The organism is Pseudomonas sp. PVC-5-1 (genome assembly GCF_057444345.1).
Map to the genome: position 1 here is coordinate 4,064,782 of NZ_CM172024.1, position 16,526 is coordinate 4,081,307.

Genomic DNA, 16,526 nt, shown 5'->3' on the forward strand with positions numbered 1-16,526 from the left:
GACTATTCAGGTTCGGCGAGTTGAGTGGCCAGGGTTTCGCTTGAAGGGCGAACCGCTACCAGCCACAAGGATGCCAGGGCAGCCACCGCCGTGGCCGTGGCCAGGCCGGCCAAGGTCAGCTGGTAGCTTTGATGCCGGTCGAAATCCAGTGCGCCCAGCTGCGTGGCTACCAAGGCGCCAAGTTGGTGTACCAGGAACAGCATCCCAAACACCTTGCCTTTGATTTCGGCGCCATACAGCGCGAAGCAGAAGGCAGACGTGAGCACCACCGTTCCGAGGTAACTGGCGCCAAACAGCACAGCGAACACGTACGTTCCGAGGGGCCCGGGCGTGGTCAGCAGCACGATGACCGCAGCGGTTCGCAGCAGGTAGAACATCATCAACAGCAGCCCCTTGTTGTAGCGGGTGGCCAACCAACCCGCCAGCAGGCCGCTGACCAGTTCCAGCACACCCAGCAGGCTCAGGCCGCTGGCCTGCACCGAACTGGGCAGCGCCTCACCCTGCCAGAACGACACCAGATGAACATCGATGAACGCCATGGTGGCACCACAACTGGCGAAACTGAGCGCCAGCACGAAGAAGCGCGGGTCACGCAGCAGAAACATCACCGGATGCCTGACCTTTGCTGCCTGCGGGTCGGGCTTCAGCGGCACGGTGCGGGATACCCAATACAGCGCCAGGCTCAAAGGCACCAGGAAGATCAGGCCAACCCAAGAGAACACCGACTGCCAGGGCACGCTCTGCTGCAGCATGATCCACAACGGCGACAGCACGATGAAGCCGATGGACGTGCCGTTGGTGACGAATGCGAAAGCGAAGGCCTTGAACCGTTCGGCGACCAGGCGATCGACCAGAATACCCATGGGTACATAGGTCATCGCCGCAAGGGCAAAGGCTCCAAGCAGGCCATACACCAGGGTGAACACCAGCAGGTGCGTGCCGGCGAAGGTCACGCCCAGCAGCACCACCCCGCCGCTGAGACTGCCCAGGGCCACCGTGCTCAAGGGGCCAACCCGGTCGCTCAGCCACCCCACCACGGGCGACACCAGGCCAATGGTCAGGACGAACAGCGATCCTGCGGTGGCCAAGGCTGCGCGCCCCTCGCCAAAGTGCGAGGCCAGGTCGACGAAGTAGACTTGGTACAACCCTTTCAATGCGCTGGACAGAAACATCACCACGAAGCCGACTACCAGCACCGAGACGATCAAGGTAGAGCTGAATTTCTGTTTCATGGCCAATCCTTATTGTGTGGGCATTACACCGCCTCGGCTTGCGGAACTCGGCAATAGGCCTGGTACATGTTTTCGTACATTGCGTAGAACAGCCGGCAGGTGTGGTCTACCGCCTGCAACGCCTCTTCCTGCATCTGCGCGGTGGTGCACAACTGCGAGACAAGGTCCAAGCCTTCATTGACGTGGCCCACGTCTTCCTTCTGGTGCACCGAGAAAAACAGCAGGTCCTGTTCGGTCAGGCCATAGGCTCGCCCCAGCAACACGTGCCGTGCATCTCCAGCGACGGTCTCGAGGTTCTGCCCCTCGCTGGCGATCATCACTGCTGCTGCACCAATGTGATAACGCGCCGGGTCCCGTACCGCCTGCAGGCGGAAATCGATCAACTCCCGAGTGGCTGGCAGCGGTTGCTCGGCATCACGCTCGGCATCGGTGATACCGAGTGCCCGCAGGAAGTTCTGCATGAGCACGACATGGTTATCGGTGCGCGAAAGCCGGCCGGTTTCTTCTTCGAAGCAATTGGTGATCAATGCCCGCTTGTGGGCGGGCAGCGGGCAATGAAAGAACAAGTGCTCGACATAAGTCAGGAAATACTTGGTGAGCTGGTAGCCTTGCAGCGCGACCTTGCGCAGCAGCAGCCGGTTGCCCTCGGGCGCAAGCAATTCCTCGAATATCGGGTGGGACAAGGTCAGATGGTGGTGCAGCTTCTGCTCCAACTGATCGCGAAAATCTGCAGTAGATAAGGCCATTGGGGCGTTCCTTGGATGAATGAGCAGTTGCCGTTGACGGGGATGACCGCAGGCGGGGTCAATGAAGGGCAATTCAGTGCAGGTTGAGTCGCAGCGCAAGGCTTTCCACGGTCTGGGCCATGTAATGGCCGCGATGCTTCACGCCATCGACCCGCGCGTAGTCGTCAAGCACGCCGTAGGTCTGAAACCCGAAGGATTGCCATAACCGGTGTGCACGAGTGCCCTCGCGCACATCCAGGGTCAACAGCTCGATACCTTGGGCCTGGCACAAGCGCACGACTTCGCAGAAAGCCCGTGCCACCAGGCCGGACCCGCGATAGGCCGGATGCACCACGCCCTTGCTAAGGTCGGCAATATGCCGGCAGTTCGGCATGCTGCTGCGCGAAAGGATGACCAGGCATGCCGGCCCTGCCATTGCCTGGCCGAGCAGGACGTGGGTATCGCCGCCACGGATGCGCTCTTGCAGCGAGGCCGTGAATTCGACGCTCTGCCCGGCAGACATCTCGTGCTCGTAACCCAGAACACCGCCATCGCCAACTGTGCTGTTGATGAGTTGCATGATGGCTGGCGCGGTATGGCTGTCAGCCTGGCGCAACCACTGCAACTGTGGTTCGCCGGGGGCCAACTGCTTTGAAGAGAGGGTGTTCATTGCGTAAATCCCTTGTGCGTACAGGCAGGGATTTAAACGTTTAAGTAAGACGCCGGGTAAGAAGGGAACCGGACAGGAAACGGAAGGATAGTGACATACATGCAAAATGCCATCAGCGACCGAGGCCAGGTGCGATGAGACCGGTCAGGTCCTGTACCGAAAAATCTACCACCGTTTTCCCGCGCCCCTGTTTCAACCTTGCCGACCTCATCTCAGCGCAAGGTATACCCCCCATGCATTCGACCCGCATCAACGTGATGGGCACGCATTACGTTATAGACCACCTTGGCCATGTGCCCCGCCCCGATCGTGAGGCCAACCGCGCCATCCGCCAATGGCTTGCGCAGCAAGGCCATGACCTGGACCCGGACCAGCTCGACGTCGTTACCCTCCACTACTGTTCGGATGGCGCAGGTGGCCAGCTGGCCGCAATCAGCCAGCGCACCAGCCTGACCCAGGCACTGCTGGGCAACTGGCAGGGCGAGTCGGCCAGTGACATGTTCGGCAAGCTGCTGCAAGCACCCTGGGCCGGTGCGTTACCCGCAGGTCCGATACGGTTGGTGGACACCCTCCCGGCCCCCGCCTTCAATCACTACGGGGCACCCTTCGAGGTATTCAACGGACTGTTCCGGCGCACTACCGCGCAACGCTACGACGCTTCCACCCATTTGCCGGTAAGCGCCGAAGCCTTCCAGCAGTTCATCAACAACCTGGATTTCCAGCAGCCTTTCAAAGCGTCGCTCGATGCCTACTGGCGTGACCATCTGCACAGCCACAGGCTGGCGCTGAAGCTCAACTTCATCGCAGCCTGCAACAGACAGGTCAGCGAGGGCAGCCTCAGCGAACCTGCACGGCAACTGGTCTGGCAAGCGGCCGGGCTGATGCCACGGCGCAACAGGCTGCGACGCAGCACGTTGAGCATCTACGGCTATGCAGCGACCGACCTGCTGTACCTGAACGACCCCGCCACCGACCTGACGGTGCTGTACGTACCTGGCAACAGCTCACCGTTGCTGACGTTCAGCAGCGAACGAGAATTGAAGGCCTGGGTCGGTGAACAATGCAAAGACCCGACCAGGCGCCAGGCCCTGAAACAGCACTTTCGCCTGGCCGATTGCCCGCAAGGCCTCGATTTCAGCGGACTGGACACTGCCATGGAGGGGCTGGGTGCCTACCCTGAGCGTCACCTGCTGCCGCCCGAACACGGCTATTTCAACGACGACGGCACCTGGCCGCCGCAGACCTATGTCAATTATCGACCAGCCAAGTACAACCCCAAAATCAAGGGCGACCTGTTCCAGGCGTTGGCCGAGCGCCAGCGTCAGCGCAGCTACGACGATGCCGCGTTTCTTATCACGGCTGACAGCGAAGTCATCAAGGCCAGGTGGCGTGGCTACCTGGCCACAACGCTCAATCTGCTGGCGCCACTGTGCCTGGTAGTACCCGGCCTGGGGCCGCTGCTGGCCGTCGGCGGTATCGCCCAGCTTGGCCTGGGGCTCGACCAGGCAATCAACGGCAAGTCACTGCAGCAGCGTCAGGAAGGCATCGGCAACATCACCTGGGGCCTGTTCAACGCCTTGCCCCTGGCGGCAGGCGCTGCCGCAAGGGCCCAGGCGTTGTTCGAATTCAAGGTCGAAGGTTTCGCGCCGCCGACGCGGCTGAATGAACAGATCGGCTACCCCCTGAGCCCGCTCTCGCCACCGCGCTTCCCGGAGCCCGAGGGCGCAAGCTACTTCCATATCACCGACCCGATAGAGCCACTGGAGGACGCTGACCAGGCAGTTGCCGACGCCGTCATTCGTACACCCCAGTACGATGGTGAGCCAGACACCCTGGCAGCGAACATCGATGGCTACAACGCCAGGGTGATCTACGACATGGAGCGGGACGTATTCATTCGGGCCGAAGACCTGAACCAGGTCGACCCTGTCGGCTTCGTGGCGGTACCCGGCAGCCGGAACCTGCGCCCCGCGCCACAAGGGCGCGTGGTTACCCATGCGATGCGCAGTCGTACCCTGCGGGCGCTGGGCGTGGACCTGCCATTGCCGCTACAGGTGCCGGCCAGAGCGCCAGGCAGTTGGCCAATACCCAAGCACATCTCCTGCCTGTGGGTCGGTGACCAGATCATCGGCCCGGAGCTGCTGGCCAACTTGGGCCAGAACGCAGCGCGGTTGCAAGGTAGCGAATACAGCATGCGGTTGTTCCTTTCCAGCACTGCCCAGCAGGCCTATGCCGAAAACCTGGAGCTGCTGGCCAGTCATGCCCCGGGTTTGCAGGTGCTGCCCTTGGAAGAGCAGGCCTTCTTCAGGGCTTTCCGCCAAAGCAGGTACTACGCGCAGTACGACGCTGCCCTGGATGGCAACGGCGGCGTTGCCCGCAACTATGCATCGGCATGCGATGTGCTGCGCTACCCGATGCTGCACCACGAAGGTGGCTTGTACATGGATGTCGATGACACCTTGCTCGCGCCAGGCGAATACTCATTGATCATCGACGGCCAACCGGTAGGTGCCGCCGGTGAACCCATCGATCAGGTCGATTTGAGCACGGACGCCAATGGGCTGCTGCTGGTACCGCCCATGTCCAATGAAAAGATGAGCATGAACAGCCTTTACAACTCCAGCCTTATCGGCAGCCACCCCGGCAACCCCACCCTGGAGGCCATTTCCGAAGAGATGTACGCACGCTACCAGCTCAATCGCGACTTCTACGACAGCAAGCCCAGCCTGGCTGAAGACCCGGGGAATTTCTATGAGTATGCCAGCCGCCTGAGCTACCTCACCGGCCCTGCCCTGCTCAGCGACGTGGTCGATCGGCAACTGCCGAGCCTGCGCATCCTGCGCCAGCTCACCAATCTCTATGGGATGCCGCGCATCAATGCCTACCGGTTCGTCGATCTGCCACGCATGCGCGATTCGGTGCGTACGCTCCTGCCCCTGAACCGGTTCGCCACCGTCGGTGGCAACCATTCCTGGAGCCGAACATGAATCACCGCGAACCACTGGAAGAGGTCGCGATGGCGGGGGACGCGCAGGGCTACTGACTGCCGGACGGGCTTGCGCGGCCGCTGTGCCTGGGGCCGCACAAGACTCATGGCAATCAGTTGCCGCGATGCAGCTTGCTCATCAGTTCTGCCTCGGCCTGGGTCAGGCCGCAGCTTTCGGTCAGCTCGGCCACGCTGGCGCCCATGCCCACCAGCTTGGCCGCTTGGGTGAAGGTGACGTTGTGCGGGTCGCGCTGCTCCAGTTGCTGGATCTTGTCGGGCAGCGGCGCAACCGCCACGCGCAAGTCATGCAGCGCCTCGCCCATGCGCACGGTACCGTTCTGGTAATCGTCCAGGCGCTTGGCCAGGTCCTTGATGCGCTGGTCACGCAGCGCGTCACCCGCTGCCTGCTGCGCAGCCAGCTCGCGCTGGCGCTTGCTGTAGTTGAGAAAAAACCACAGGCTCAGCGCCCAGACCAGCGCCAGGAAGATGACAGCAACCTCTAGGATCAACTCAGATGTTCTCCAGCTCGGACCACTCTTCCTCGGTCATCATCTTGTCCAGCTCGACCAGGATCAGCAGTTCGCCGTTCTTGTTGCACACGCCCTGGATGAACTTGGCCGACTCTTCGTTACCCACGTTCGGCGCAGTCTCGATCTCGGACTGGCGCAGGTAGACCACCTCGGCCACGCTGTCGACCAGGATACCGACCACTTGCTTGTCGGCCTCGATGATGACGATACGGGTGTTGTCGGTGACTTCAGTCGGCATAAGGCCAAAGCGCTGGCGGGTGTCGATCACGGTCACCACGTTGCCGCGCAGGTTGATGATGCCCAGCACGTAGCTTGGTGCACCCGGCACCGGGGCGATCTCGGTGTAGCGCAACACTTCCTGCACCTGCATCACGTTGATGCCGTAGGACTCATTGTCCAGACGGAAGGTAACCCATTGCAGGATCGGATCTTCGGAACCTTGTGCAGACGACTTTTTCATTCCCCTACCCTCAAAATCCGCCACAGGCGGTGTGTTCGGTGTCATTTCTGTTTGGCGTGCATCTGCTTGACCGCACCACTGGCGATCAGCTCGGCCAGTGCAGCGACGTCGAGCAGCGCACACATGTGTTCAATAACCGTGCCGGCCAGCCACGGGCGCTGGCCACGCTGGCTGCGCCACTTGATCTCGGACGGGTCCAGGCGCAGCGAGCGGCTGACCTGGTGTACGGCCAGCCCCCATTCGTAGCCCTGCACGGAAATCACGTACTGCAGGCCCTGGCGAAAATCATCGCGGTAGCGATCGGGCATCACCCAGCGCGCGGTGTCCAGCACCTTCAGGTTGCCGGCCTGGCAGGTCAGGATGCCGAGAAACCAATCCGGCTGGCCGAATAGTGGTGTCAGTTCCTGGCCGGCCAGGGTGTAGATCGAGCCCAGGCACACCAGCGGCACCGCCAGGGTCAGGCCGGCCACGTCGAACAGCAGGCATTCGAACGGCTCGGCGGCCCAGGCCGGGCGGCCATCGACCGTGGCCGGGGGCTCGGGCACCTGCGGCGCCGGCAGGTGTACGTCCACCAGCGGCACGGCCGGCTCCACGGTCTGCTCCTCGACCAGCACCGGGATGCTGGCCTCGGCCACCACTTCGCGCTCGACTACCGTCACTACCGGCGCCTCCACCGGCATCACCTGGGGCAGCACCGCCAGCCTGGGCTCGGCGAACAGCCGTGGTGCGGGGCTGCCGGTTGCTTCGGCTGACGCTGGCCTGGCTTGCTGCAAGGCATCACGCACCTGCTCTTCGCGCACCGCTTCGACGAACTCGTCCGCCGCCGCTGGCGCCTCGAACAGGTCTTCAGCTTCGGTGGCTTCCTGCAGCAGGCCGTCGAGGTACGACTGTAGGGCCATCTGTGGCCGCGTACTGGTTTGCCGTGTCTGGGTCATCAGGCCACCTGCGCTGCAGTCTTGTAGGTCAGCAGGTGCTTGAGCAGCGCCCTGTAGGCAACCAGCCCGCGGCTCTTGCTGTCGAATTGCGAGGGCGTGACGCCCTTGCGGCTGGCATCGCGCAGGCGCGTATCCACCGGGATGTAGCCCTGCCACACATGCTGGCCGTAGGTGTCACGCAGCAGCTTGAGCGTGGCCAGCGAGGCCTGGGTGCGGCGGTCGAACAAGGTCGGCACTATCTGGTACGGCAGCGCCTGCTTGCGCGAGCGGTTGACCATGGCCAGGGTCCCGACCATGCGCTCCAGGCCCTTGACCGCGAGAAATTCGGTTTGCACCGGAATCACCAGCTGCTGGCTGGCTGCCAGGGCATTGACCATCAGCACACCGAGCAAGGGTGGGCTGTCGATCAGGGCATAGTCGAAATCCTGCCACAGCTGCGCCAGACTCTTGGCGATCACCAGGCCCAGGCCGTTCTGCCCCGGTGACTGGCGCTCCAGCACTGCCAGCGCGGTACTCGACGGCAACAGCGAGATGCGTTCGTCACTGGTGGGCAGCAGCAGTTGCCCCGGTAGGCCCTCGGGCACCGCGCCCTTGTGCAGGAACAGGTCGTAGCAGCTGTGCTCCAGGGCATCGGGGTTGTGCCCGAAATAGCTGGTCATCGAGCCGTGCGGGTCGAGGTCGACGACGACCACGCGCTTGCCGGCCTCGGCCAGCAGGCCGGCCAGGGCGATGGTAGTGGTGGTCTTGCCGACGCCACCTTTTTGATTGGCTACTGCCCAGACTCTCATCAAGCAAACTCTATCTATTGATTTGGCAGGGACACTGCTGGGGCAACTGTCTTGCTCAACATCGGAAAGCTGGCGCGATCCCTGTGGGAGCGGGCGCGCCCGCGAACACCGGCGCAGCCGGTGCCATTCACCGCTTCGCCTGATCCGCGGGCTCGCCCGCTCCCACAGGGGACAGTACTGCCTTCAAATTTGTGTTCGTGGCAACGTCGGGGAATTGACGGATCACTGCCCCGCCACCGTTGCTGGCGTTGCCGGTGCACTTTGTGTGCCAGCCCGGCGCAATGCAGCATCCGGCGTGGCATTGGCACTGCCCGAGCCAGTCAGGCTGCGGCGCACTTCGAGGTTGCGCGAAATCACCAGCACCACGCGGCGATTGCGCGCACGGCCTTCGGCAGTGTCGTTGCTGGCAACCGGCTGGTACTCGCCATAGCCGACCGAGGCCATGCGTGCCGGGTTGACCCCTTCCATGGCCAGCAGGCGCACGATGCTTGCCGCCCGAGCCGAAGACAGCTCCCAGTTGGTCGGGTACTGCGCAGTGCGGATTGGCAGGTTGTCGGTAAAGCCTTCGACGTGCACCGGGTTGGCGAACGGTTTGAGAATGCCGGCCACCTTCTCGATGATCGCAAACGCCTTGTCGCTGGGCATGGCATCGCCACTGCCGAACAGCAACGAGGAATTGAGCTCGATCTCGATCCACAGCTCATTGCCACGCACAGTCATCTGGTCGCTTTTGATCAGGTCGCCAAAGGCATCGCGCACGTCATCGCTGATGGTTTTCAGTGGGTCGATACTGGTCGCCCCAAGGCCGGCATCGGTCTGCTCGCTGTCCTTCACCAACGGCTCGGCCGGGCGCACGCTCAGCGGCCGCTCTTCACCGATGGGGATCGGCTTCATGCTGCGCTCGGGGTCGTTGAACACCCCGAGCAAGGCCTGGGAAATGACCTTGTACTTGCCCTCGTTGATCGAGGAAATCGAGTACATCACCACGAAAAAGGCGAACAGCAGAGTAATGAAGTCGGCGTACGACACCAGCCAGCGTTCGTGGTTTTCGTGCTCCTCGGTATGACGACGGCGACGCATGGGTTACTCCATGAAGCCTTGCAGCTTCAGCTCGATCGAGCGCGGGTTCTCACCCTCGGCGATCGACAGCAGGCCCTCGAGCAGCATCTCGCGGTAGCGCGACTGGCGCATGACGATGGCCTTGAGCTTGCTGGCGATCGGCAGCAGCACCAGGTTGGCGCTGGCCACGCCGTAGATGGTCGCGACAAAGGCCACGGCAATGCCGTTGCCCAACTGCGACGGGTCGGCCAGGTTGCCCATCACGTGAATCAGGCCCATCACCGCACCGATGATGCCGATTGTCGGCGCGTAGCCGCCCATGCTCTCGAACACCTTCGCGGCCTGGATATCACGGCTTTCCTGGGTCAGGAAGTCGACTTCGAGGATGCTGCGGATGGCCTCCGGCTCGGCACCATCCACCAGCAGCTGCAGGCCCTTGCGCGCATAAGGGTCAGGCTCGCTGTCGGCCACCCCTTCCAGGCCCAGCAGGCCTTCCTTGCGCGCGGTCAGGCTCCAGTTGACGACGCGGTCGATCCCGCCCGCCAGGTCGACCCGTGGCGGAAACAGGATCCAGCGCAGAATCTGCAAGGCACGCTTGAACGACGACAGCGGCGACTGCAGCAAGGCCGCCGCCAGGGTGCCGCCCAGCACGATCAGTGCCGCCGGGCCATTGATCAGGGCGCCGACATGGCCGCCTTCGAGGAAGTTACCACCGACGATGGCGACAAACGCGAGGATCAGGCCGATCAGGCTGAGCACGTCCATCAGACGCACGCCTCCACCAGGTGCTTGCCGATTTCGTCCAGGCTGTACACCGCGTCGGCCAGGTTGGCCTTGACGATGGCCATGGGCATGCCATAGATCACGCAGCTGGCTTCATCCTGGGCCCAGACCGTGCTGCCGCCCTGCTTGAGCAGGCGCGCCCCTTCACGACCATCGGCACCCATGCCGGTAAGCACCACCGACAGCACCTTGTCGCCATACGACTTGGCCGCCGAGCCGAAGGTGATGTCCACGCACGGTTTGTAGTTCAGACGCTCGTCACCGGGCAGGATCTTCACCGCGCCACGGCCGTCGATCATCATCTGCTTGCCACCTGGGGCCAGCAGGGCCAGGCCCGGGCGCAGCATGTCGCCGTCCTCGGCTTCCTTGACGCTGATGCGGCACAGCTTGTCCAGGCGCTCGGCAAAGGCCTTGGTGAACGCCGCTGGCATGTGCTGGATCAGTACGATCGGCGCCGGGAAGTTGGCCGGCAGCTGGGTCAGCACCCGCTGCAGGGCGACCGGGCCGCCCGTGGAGGTACCGATGGCCACCAGTTTGTATGGCTTGCGCTTGGGTGCCGGCGAATGCGCTGGCGCCGCTGCCGGGGCCGCTGCACGGGCAGGCGCAGGCGTGCGCGCCGCTGCCGGGCTGGCGAAACTGCTGGCAGCTGCGTGACCGCTGCCTGCTGGCGCGGGTACGGGTGCGGCAACCGGCGCATGGCTGGCGTAGCTGCCAAAACGGCGGTTGCTGCGGGAAATGGTATGCACCTTCTCGCACAGCAGTTGCTTGACCTTGTCGGGGTTGCGCGAGATGTCCTCGAAGTTCTTCGGCAGGTAATCCACCGCACCGGCATCCAGCGCATCGAGGGTGACACGGGCGCCTTCATGGGTCAGCGACGAGAACATCAACACCGGCGTCGGGCAGCGCTGCATGATGTGCCGCACCGCGGTGATGCCGTCCATCATGGGCATTTCGTAGTCCATGGTGATGACATCGGGCTTCAGCGCCAGCGCCTGGTCGATTGCTTCCTTGCCATTGGTCGCGGTACCCACTACCTGGATCGTCGGATCCGCCGAGAGGATTTCCGAGACGCGGCGGCGGAAGAAACCGGAATCATCCACCACCAGGACCTTGACTGCCATAAACACTCCATTAGGCGGCGCAACCCGCCAGGGTGCGCCACCGAAATCAAATACGCCGCGCGGCGTAACGCTTGAGCATGCTCGGGACGTCGAGAATCAACGCGATGCGACCGTCGCCGGTGATGGTGGCCCCGGACATGCCCGGGGTGCCCTGCAGCATCTTGCCCAGCGGCTTGATTACCACTTCTTCCTGGCCAACCAGTTGATCGACGACAAAGCCGATGCGCTGGGTGCCGACCGACAGGATCACCACGTGGCCCTCGTGCTGCTCTTCGTGCACCTGGCCCTGGACCAGCCAGCGCTTGAGGTAGAACAGCGGCAGCGCTTTGTCGCGCACGATCACCACTTCCTGGCCGTCGACCACGTTGGTGCGCGACAGGTCGAGGTGGAAGATCTCGTTGACGTTGACCAGCGGGAAGGCAAACGCCTGGTTGCCCAGCATCACCATCAGGGTGGGCATGATCGCCAGGGTCAGCGGCACTTTGATGACGATCTTCGAGCCTTGGCCCTTGGCCGAGAAGATGTTGATCGAGCCGTTGAGCTGGGAGATCTTGGTCTTCACCACGTCCATGCCCACACCACGACCGGACACGTCGGAAATCTCGGTCTTGGTCGAGAAGCCCGGGGCGAAGATCAGGTTGTAGCAGTCCGACTCGCTCAGGCGCTCGGCGGCATCCTTGTCCATCAGGCCCTTTTCCACGGCCTTGGCGCGCAGGATGTTAGGGTCCATGCCCTTGCCGTCGTCGGAGATCGACAGCAGGATGTGGTCGCCTTCCTGCTCGGCCGACAGCACCACGCGGCCGGTACGCGCCTTGCCGGAGGCTTCACGCTCCTCGGGCATCTCCACGCCATGGTCGACGGCGTTGCGCACCAGGTGCACCAACGGGTCGGCCAGGGCCTCGACCAGGTTCTTGTCGAGGTCGGTCTCTTCGCCGACCAGCTCCAGGTTGATTTCTTTCTTGAGCTGGCGAGCCAGGTCGCGCACCAGGCGCGGGAAGCGGCCGAAGACTTTCTTGATCGGCTGCATGCGGGTTTTCATCACCGCGGTCTGCAGGTCGGCGGTGACCACGTCGAGGTTGGACACGGCCTTGGACATGGCCTCGTCACCGCTGTTAAGGCCCAGGCGCACCAGACGGTTACGCACCAGCACCAGCTCGCCGACCATGTTCATGATCTCGTCCAGGCGCGCGGTATCGACCCGCACGGTGGTTTCCGCTTCGCTGGCGCCATGCTTGTCGGCGGCCGGGGCCGGGGCGCGGGGTGCTGCGGCAGGTTTGCTGGCAGGCGCCGGCGCCGGTGCCGGAGCAGTAGCTGCTGCTGGCTTGGCCACGGGCTGGCTGTCGGCCTTGGCCGCAGCCGGCGCTTGCACCTTGGTTGCAGCCGGGGCTTCGACGGCGGCCACGTCGCCGCCAAACTTGCCTTTGCCGTGCAACTGGTCCAGCAGCGCCTCGAACTCGTGCTCGCTGATTTCATCGCTGGCTGCACTGGTGTCAGTTGCAGCAGGCGCCGGCGCCTTGGCACCGGGCAAGGCATCGGCCTGGAAGGTACCCTTGCCATGCAACTGGTCCAGCAGCGATTCGAATTCGGCGTCGGTAATTTCGTCGCTGGCCACTTCCGGCGCGCTGGCAACCGGCTGCGCGGCAACCTCGGGGCTGAACTGGCCTTTGCCGTGCAACTGGTCGAGCAGCGACTCGAACTCGGCGTCGGTGATTTCGTCACCTTCGCCGCTCACGGTCTCGCCCTGCATCTGCTCGTCGGCCGCAGCTTGCGCCTTGACCGCATCGAGCGAATCGAGCAGCTGTTCGAACTCGCTGTCGGTGATGTCCTGCTCCTCGGCAGGCGCTTCGGCAACCGGTGCCGGTGCTGCGGCGGCAGGCGCTTCAACGGCCACGGCGCCCCCCGGCTCGGCCAGGCGCGACAGCGCCGCCAAAAGCTCGGGGGTAGCCGGGGTCACTTCGGCGCGCTCGCGCACCTGGCCAAACATGCTGTTGACCGTGTCCAGTGCCTCGAGCACCACATCCATCAGTTCCGCGTCGACCCGGCGCTCACCTTTGCGCAGGACGTCGAACACGTTCTCGGCGATATGGCAGCACTCCACCAGCTCGTTCAGCTGAAGGAAGCCGGCGCCCCCTTTTACAGTGTGGAAACCGCGAAAGATCGCATTGAGCAGGTCGGCATCGTCGGGCCGGCTTTCCAGCTCGACCAGTTGCTCGGACAGTTGCTCAAGAATTTCGCCGGCTTCTACCAGGAAATCCTGGAGGATTTCTTCATCGGCGCCGAAGCTCATCAAACGTGCTCCTTAAAAACCCAGGCTGGACAGCAGATCATCGACATCGTCCTGACCGGACACGACGTCTTCACGCTTATCGGCATGAATCTGCGGACCTTCACCCCGAGTCGGATGTTTTTCTCGATCTTTTTCTGCGCGCAGCTGATCGTGGTCATGCTGGATGCCCGCAAAGCGGTCGACCTGGCTGGCCATCAGCACCAGTTTGAGCAGGTTGCTTTCCACCTCGGTGACCAACGTGGTGACGCGCTTGATCACCTGGCCGGTCAGGTCCTGATAGTCCTGGGCCAGCAGAATGTCGTTGAGGTGGCCGGCGACCTTGCGGTTACCTTCGGCGCTGTGCGTCAGGAAACTGTCGACGCGCTTGACCAGGTCACGGAACTCCGGCGCAGCCACTTCGCGGCGCATGAAACGCTGCCAGTCGGTGCTCAGTGCCTGGGCCTCGCTGGCCAGGTCGTTGAGCACCGGGGTGCTTTCCTCGACCAGGTCCATGGTGCGATTGGCCGCGCCCTCGGTGAGCCTGACGACGTACGACAGGCGCTCGGTGGCGTCGGTTATCTGCGACACCTCCTCGGCCTGCGGCATGGTCGGGTCGATCTGGAAACTGACAATGGCACTGTGCAGCTCGCGGGTCAGCTTGCCGACTTCCTGGTACAGGCCGCGGTCGCGGGTCTGGTTCAGCTCGTGAATCAGCTGCACCGCCTCGCCGAAACGGCCCCGCTCCAGGCTTTCGACCAGCTCCTGGGCATGCTTCTTCAGGGTCGATTCGAACTCGCCCAAAGACGTTTGTGATGAATCCATGGCGCGCCCCCTGACGTGACTCAGCCGTTGACGCGTTCGAAGATCTTCTCGATCTTTTCTTTGAGCACCTGGGCGGTGAACGGCTTGACCACGTAGCCATTGACGCCGGCCTGGGCCGCTTCGATGATCTGGTCGCGCTTGGCTTCGGCGGTCACCATCAGCACCGGCATGGTTTTCAGGCGATCGTGGGCACGCACCTTGCGCAGCAGGTCGATGCCGGACATGCCAGGCATGTTCCAGTCGGTCACCAGGAAGTCGTAGTGGCCGTTCTCCAGCATCGGCAGCGCCGTGGTGCCGTCATCGGCTTCTTCGGTGTTGGTGAAGCCCAGGTCACGCAACAGGTTCTTGATGATCCGCCGCATCGTCGAAAAGTCGTCAACGATGAGGATTTTCATGTCTTTGTTCAAGTAGACCTCCAAGCAGTCTCAAACGCGCTCGGCCCCGAGCGCGCATTCACAATTCGGTACAACGTAGAAAACGACTGCAACGACAGCGGGCTCAACGCGCCCGCCATTCCCCCAGGCGGCTGCGCAGGCGCGCGGCACACTGGCTGTGCAACTGGCTGACCCGCGACTCGCTGACCCCCAGCACCTCACCGATTTCCTTGAGGTTCAGCTCTTCGTCGTAGTACAGCGCCAGCACCAGGCGCTCACGCTCCGGCAGGTTGGCGATGGCCTCGGTCAGGGCGACCTGGAAGCGCTCGTCCTCCAGGCCACGCGCAGGTTCTACCTGGCCACTGGCGCCATCCTCATGCAGCCCTTCGTGCTCGCCGTCCTGCAACAGGTCGTCGAAGCTGAACAGGCGGCTGCCCAAGGTATCGTTCAAGATCCCGTAGTAATCATCGAGACTCAATTGGAGTTCGGCAGCAACTTCATGATCTTTAGCGTCACGTCCGGTTCTGGCTTCAACCGCACGCATCGCGTCGCTGACCATGCGGGTGTTGCGGTGCACCGAACGCGGTGCCCAGTCGCCCTTGCGTACTTCATCGAGCATGGCCCCGCGAATGCGGATGCCGGCGTAGGTTTCAAAGCTGGCGCCCTTGCTGGCGTCGTATTTGTTGGCTACTTCCAGCAGGCCGATCATGCCGGCCTGGATCAGGTCCTCGACCTGCACGTTGGCCGGCAACCGCGCCAGCAGGTGGTAGGCAATGCGCTTGACCAGCGGGGCGTAGCGTTCGATCAGCTCGTACTGGGCATCTTTCGACGCTCGGCTGTACATCTTGAAACCGCTGGCGTTCATAGCACTGGACCCGCGCTGGTGGGTTGCACCAGACGCTCGACAAAGAACTCCAGATGGCCACGCGGGTTGGCCGGCAGCGGCCAGCTGTCGACCTTCTGGGCTATCGCCTTGAAGGCCAGCGCGCACTTGGACCGTGGGAAAGCTTCGTACACGGCACGCTGCTTCTGCACCGCCTTGCGCACGCACTCGTCATACGGCACAGCGCCCACATACTGCAGGGCAACGTCGAGGAAACGGTCGGTGACCTTGGTCAGCTTGGCGAACAGGTTACGGCCTTCCTGCGGGCTCTGCGCCATGTTGGCCAGCACGCGGAAACGGTTCATGCCGTAGTCGCGGTTGAGCAGCTTGATCAGGGCGTAGGCGTCGGTGATCGAGGTGGGTTCGTCGCATACCACCAGCAGCACCTCCTGTGCCGCGCGGACGAAGCTGACCACCGAATCACCGATACCCGCCGCGGTGTCGATCACCAGCACGTCGAGGTTGTCGCCAATTTCGCTGAACGCCTGGATCAGCCCGGCATGCTGGGCCGGGGCCAGGTGCACCATGCTCTGCGTGCCCGAGGCAGCCGGTACGATGCGCACACCACCGGGGCCCTGCAACATCACGTCGCGCAATTCGCAGCGCCCTTCGATGACATCGGCCAGGGTCCGCTTGGGGGTAAGGCCCAGCAGCACGTCGACATTGGCCAGGCCCAGGTCGGCGTCGAGCAGCATGACCCTGCGGCCAAGCTCGGCCAGCGCCAGGGACAGGTTCACTGAAACGTTAGTCTTGCCGACGCCACCTTTGCCACCGGTCACGGCGATCACCTGTACGGGATGCATGCTACCCATGTCTGTTCTTTACCTTGTCTCGCTGGGACTCAGGCCACACGTAGGGCAATTCTGCGTACCCTTTGGCATAGCTACCTTGC

16 protein-coding genes are annotated in these 16,526 nt (G+C 63.1%); 1 reads left to right on the forward strand and 15 read right to left on the reverse strand.

Features of this window, described 5'->3' with window-relative positions:
• Positions 1–2 precede the first annotated feature (2 nt).
• The 3 genes from AC2T3R_RS18630 to AC2T3R_RS18640 all read right to left on the reverse strand — a co-directional run bounded on the left by AC2T3R_RS18630 (position 3) and on the right by AC2T3R_RS18640 (position 2,627).
• Entirely contained in the window at positions 3–1,232 is a 1,230-nt protein-coding gene (locus AC2T3R_RS18630) for an MFS transporter (protein ID WP_003257315.1), read from the reverse strand.
• Positions 1,233–1,255: 23 nt separating this feature from the next.
• Positions 1,256–1,978, reverse strand: a complete 723-nt coding sequence (locus tag AC2T3R_RS18635; RefSeq protein WP_085721214.1) for an iron-containing redox enzyme family protein — start codon at positions 1,976–1,978, stop codon at positions 1,256–1,258.
• Positions 1,979–2,051: 73 nt separating this feature from the next.
• A complete protein-coding gene (locus tag AC2T3R_RS18640) occupies positions 2,052–2,627 on the reverse strand; it encodes a GNAT family N-acetyltransferase (RefSeq protein ID WP_085721213.1) in 576 nt (191 codons plus the stop codon).
• A gap of 233 nt (positions 2,628–2,860) precedes the next feature.
• Between AC2T3R_RS18640 and AC2T3R_RS18645 the strand changes: the two genes are divergently transcribed.
• Positions 2,861–5,614, forward strand: coding sequence for a dermonecrotic toxin domain-containing protein (locus AC2T3R_RS18645; protein ID WP_486744094.1), 2,754 nt, complete (start codon positions 2,861–2,863; stop codon positions 5,612–5,614).
• 112 nt (positions 5,615–5,726) lie between these two features.
• Here AC2T3R_RS18645 and AC2T3R_RS18650 read toward each other — a convergent pair whose 3' ends face one another.
• The 12 genes from AC2T3R_RS18650 to fleN all read right to left on the reverse strand — a co-directional run bounded on the left by AC2T3R_RS18650 (position 5,727) and on the right by fleN (position 16,446).
• On the reverse strand, positions 5,727–6,122 hold the full coding sequence (locus AC2T3R_RS18650) for a DUF2802 domain-containing protein (RefSeq protein WP_015271199.1): 396 nt from the start codon (positions 6,120–6,122) through the stop codon (positions 5,727–5,729).
• A gap of 1 nt (position 6,123) precedes the next feature.
• Positions 6,124–6,603 (reverse strand): chemotaxis protein CheW, encoded by a 480-nt coding sequence (locus AC2T3R_RS18655; protein WP_003254393.1) that lies wholly within the window; start codon positions 6,601–6,603, stop codon positions 6,124–6,126.
• A 41-nt stretch (positions 6,604–6,644) separates the two neighbouring features.
• Positions 6,645–7,538, reverse strand: coding sequence for a CheW domain-containing protein (locus AC2T3R_RS18660; RefSeq protein ID WP_486744095.1), 894 nt, complete (start codon positions 7,536–7,538; stop codon positions 6,645–6,647).
• A complete protein-coding gene (locus AC2T3R_RS18665; protein ID WP_013973578.1) occupies positions 7,538–8,326 on the reverse strand; it encodes a ParA family protein in 789 nt (262 codons plus the stop codon). Before AC2T3R_RS18665 ends, AC2T3R_RS18660 begins: the two co-directional genes overlap by 1 nt.
• Positions 8,327–8,548: 222 nt before the next feature.
• Positions 8,549–9,406 carry a flagellar motor protein MotD gene (motD, locus tag AC2T3R_RS18670; RefSeq protein WP_013973579.1) on the reverse strand — a complete coding sequence of 286 codons (858 nt, stop codon included), beginning with the start codon at positions 9,404–9,406 and terminating at the stop codon, positions 8,549–8,551.
• A 3-nt stretch (positions 9,407–9,409) separates the two neighbouring features.
• Positions 9,410–10,150, reverse strand: a complete 741-nt coding sequence (locus AC2T3R_RS18675; protein WP_013973580.1) for a flagellar motor protein — start codon at positions 10,148–10,150, stop codon at positions 9,410–9,412.
• On the reverse strand, positions 10,150–11,289 hold the full coding sequence (locus AC2T3R_RS18680; RefSeq protein ID WP_013973581.1) for a protein-glutamate methylesterase/protein-glutamine glutaminase: 1,140 nt from the start codon (positions 11,287–11,289) through the stop codon (positions 10,150–10,152). Before AC2T3R_RS18680 ends, AC2T3R_RS18675 begins: the two co-directional genes overlap by 1 nt.
• A gap of 46 nt (positions 11,290–11,335) precedes the next feature.
• Positions 11,336–13,576: a chemotaxis protein CheA gene (locus AC2T3R_RS18685; RefSeq protein WP_486744096.1), complete on the reverse strand. Its 2,241-nt coding sequence runs from the start codon at positions 13,574–13,576 to the stop codon at positions 11,336–11,338.
• A gap of 12 nt (positions 13,577–13,588) precedes the next feature.
• Positions 13,589–14,377: a protein phosphatase CheZ gene (locus AC2T3R_RS18690; RefSeq protein ID WP_015271204.1), complete on the reverse strand. Its 789-nt coding sequence runs from the start codon at positions 14,375–14,377 to the stop codon at positions 13,589–13,591.
• Positions 14,378–14,397: 20 nt separating this feature from the next.
• Positions 14,398–14,772 carry a chemotaxis response regulator CheY gene (locus tag AC2T3R_RS18695; protein WP_161551427.1) on the reverse strand — a complete coding sequence of 125 codons (375 nt, stop codon included), beginning with the start codon at positions 14,770–14,772 and terminating at the stop codon, positions 14,398–14,400.
• A 103-nt stretch (positions 14,773–14,875) separates the two neighbouring features.
• Entirely contained in the window at positions 14,876–15,616 is a 741-nt protein-coding gene (gene fliA / locus AC2T3R_RS18700; protein WP_013973585.1) for an RNA polymerase sigma factor FliA, read from the reverse strand.
• Positions 15,613–16,446, reverse strand: a complete 834-nt coding sequence (gene fleN, locus AC2T3R_RS18705) for a flagellar synthesis regulator FleN (RefSeq protein ID WP_003254408.1) — start codon at positions 16,444–16,446, stop codon at positions 15,613–15,615. The genes fliA and fleN overlap by 4 nt, the downstream gene beginning before the upstream one ends.
• Between the last annotated feature and the right edge of the window lie 80 nt (positions 16,447–16,526).

Bases quoted from the DNA above. Each gene is read 5' to 3' on its own strand.
- AC2T3R_RS18685 (WP_486744096.1), bottom strand. From the start codon at position 13,576: ATGAGCTTCGGCGCCGATGAAGAAATCCTCCAGGATTTCCTGGTAGAA.
- AC2T3R_RS18665 (WP_013973578.1), bottom strand. From the start codon at position 8,326: ATGAGAGTCTGGGCAGTAGCCAATCAAAAAGGTGGCGTCGGCAAGACC.
- fleN (WP_003254408.1), bottom strand. From the start codon at position 16,446: ATGGGTAGCATGCATCCCGTACAGGTGATCGCCGTGACCGGTGGCAAA.
- fliA (WP_013973585.1), bottom strand. From the start codon at position 15,616: ATGAACGCCAGCGGTTTCAAGATGTACAGCCGAGCGTCGAAAGATGCC.
- AC2T3R_RS18675 (WP_013973580.1), bottom strand. From the start codon at position 10,150: ATGGACGTGCTCAGCCTGATCGGCCTGATCCTCGCGTTTGTCGCCATC.
- AC2T3R_RS18635 (WP_085721214.1), bottom strand. From the start codon at position 1,978: ATGGCCTTATCTACTGCAGATTTTCGCGATCAGTTGGAGCAGAAGCTG.
- AC2T3R_RS18640 (WP_085721213.1), bottom strand. From the start codon at position 2,627: ATGAACACCCTCTCTTCAAAGCAGTTGGCCCCCGGCGAACCACAGTTG.
- AC2T3R_RS18660 (WP_486744095.1), bottom strand. From the start codon at position 7,538: ATGACCCAGACACGGCAAACCAGTACGCGGCCACAGATGGCCCTACAG.
- AC2T3R_RS18645 (WP_486744094.1), top strand. From the start codon at position 2,861: ATGCATTCGACCCGCATCAACGTGATGGGCACGCATTACGTTATAGAC.
- AC2T3R_RS18680 (WP_013973581.1), bottom strand. From the start codon at position 11,289: ATGGCAGTCAAGGTCCTGGTGGTGGATGATTCCGGTTTCTTCCGCCGC.
- AC2T3R_RS18655 (WP_003254393.1), bottom strand. From the start codon at position 6,603: ATGAAAAAGTCGTCTGCACAAGGTTCCGAAGATCCGATCCTGCAATGG.
- AC2T3R_RS18630 (WP_003257315.1), bottom strand. From the start codon at position 1,232: ATGAAACAGAAATTCAGCTCTACCTTGATCGTCTCGGTGCTGGTAGTC.
- AC2T3R_RS18695 (WP_161551427.1), bottom strand. From the start codon at position 14,772: ATGAAAATCCTCATCGTTGACGACTTTTCGACGATGCGGCGGATCATC.
- AC2T3R_RS18690 (WP_015271204.1), bottom strand. From the start codon at position 14,377: ATGGATTCATCACAAACGTCTTTGGGCGAGTTCGAATCGACCCTGAAG.
- motD (WP_013973579.1), bottom strand. From the start codon at position 9,406: ATGCGTCGCCGTCGTCATACCGAGGAGCACGAAAACCACGAACGCTGG.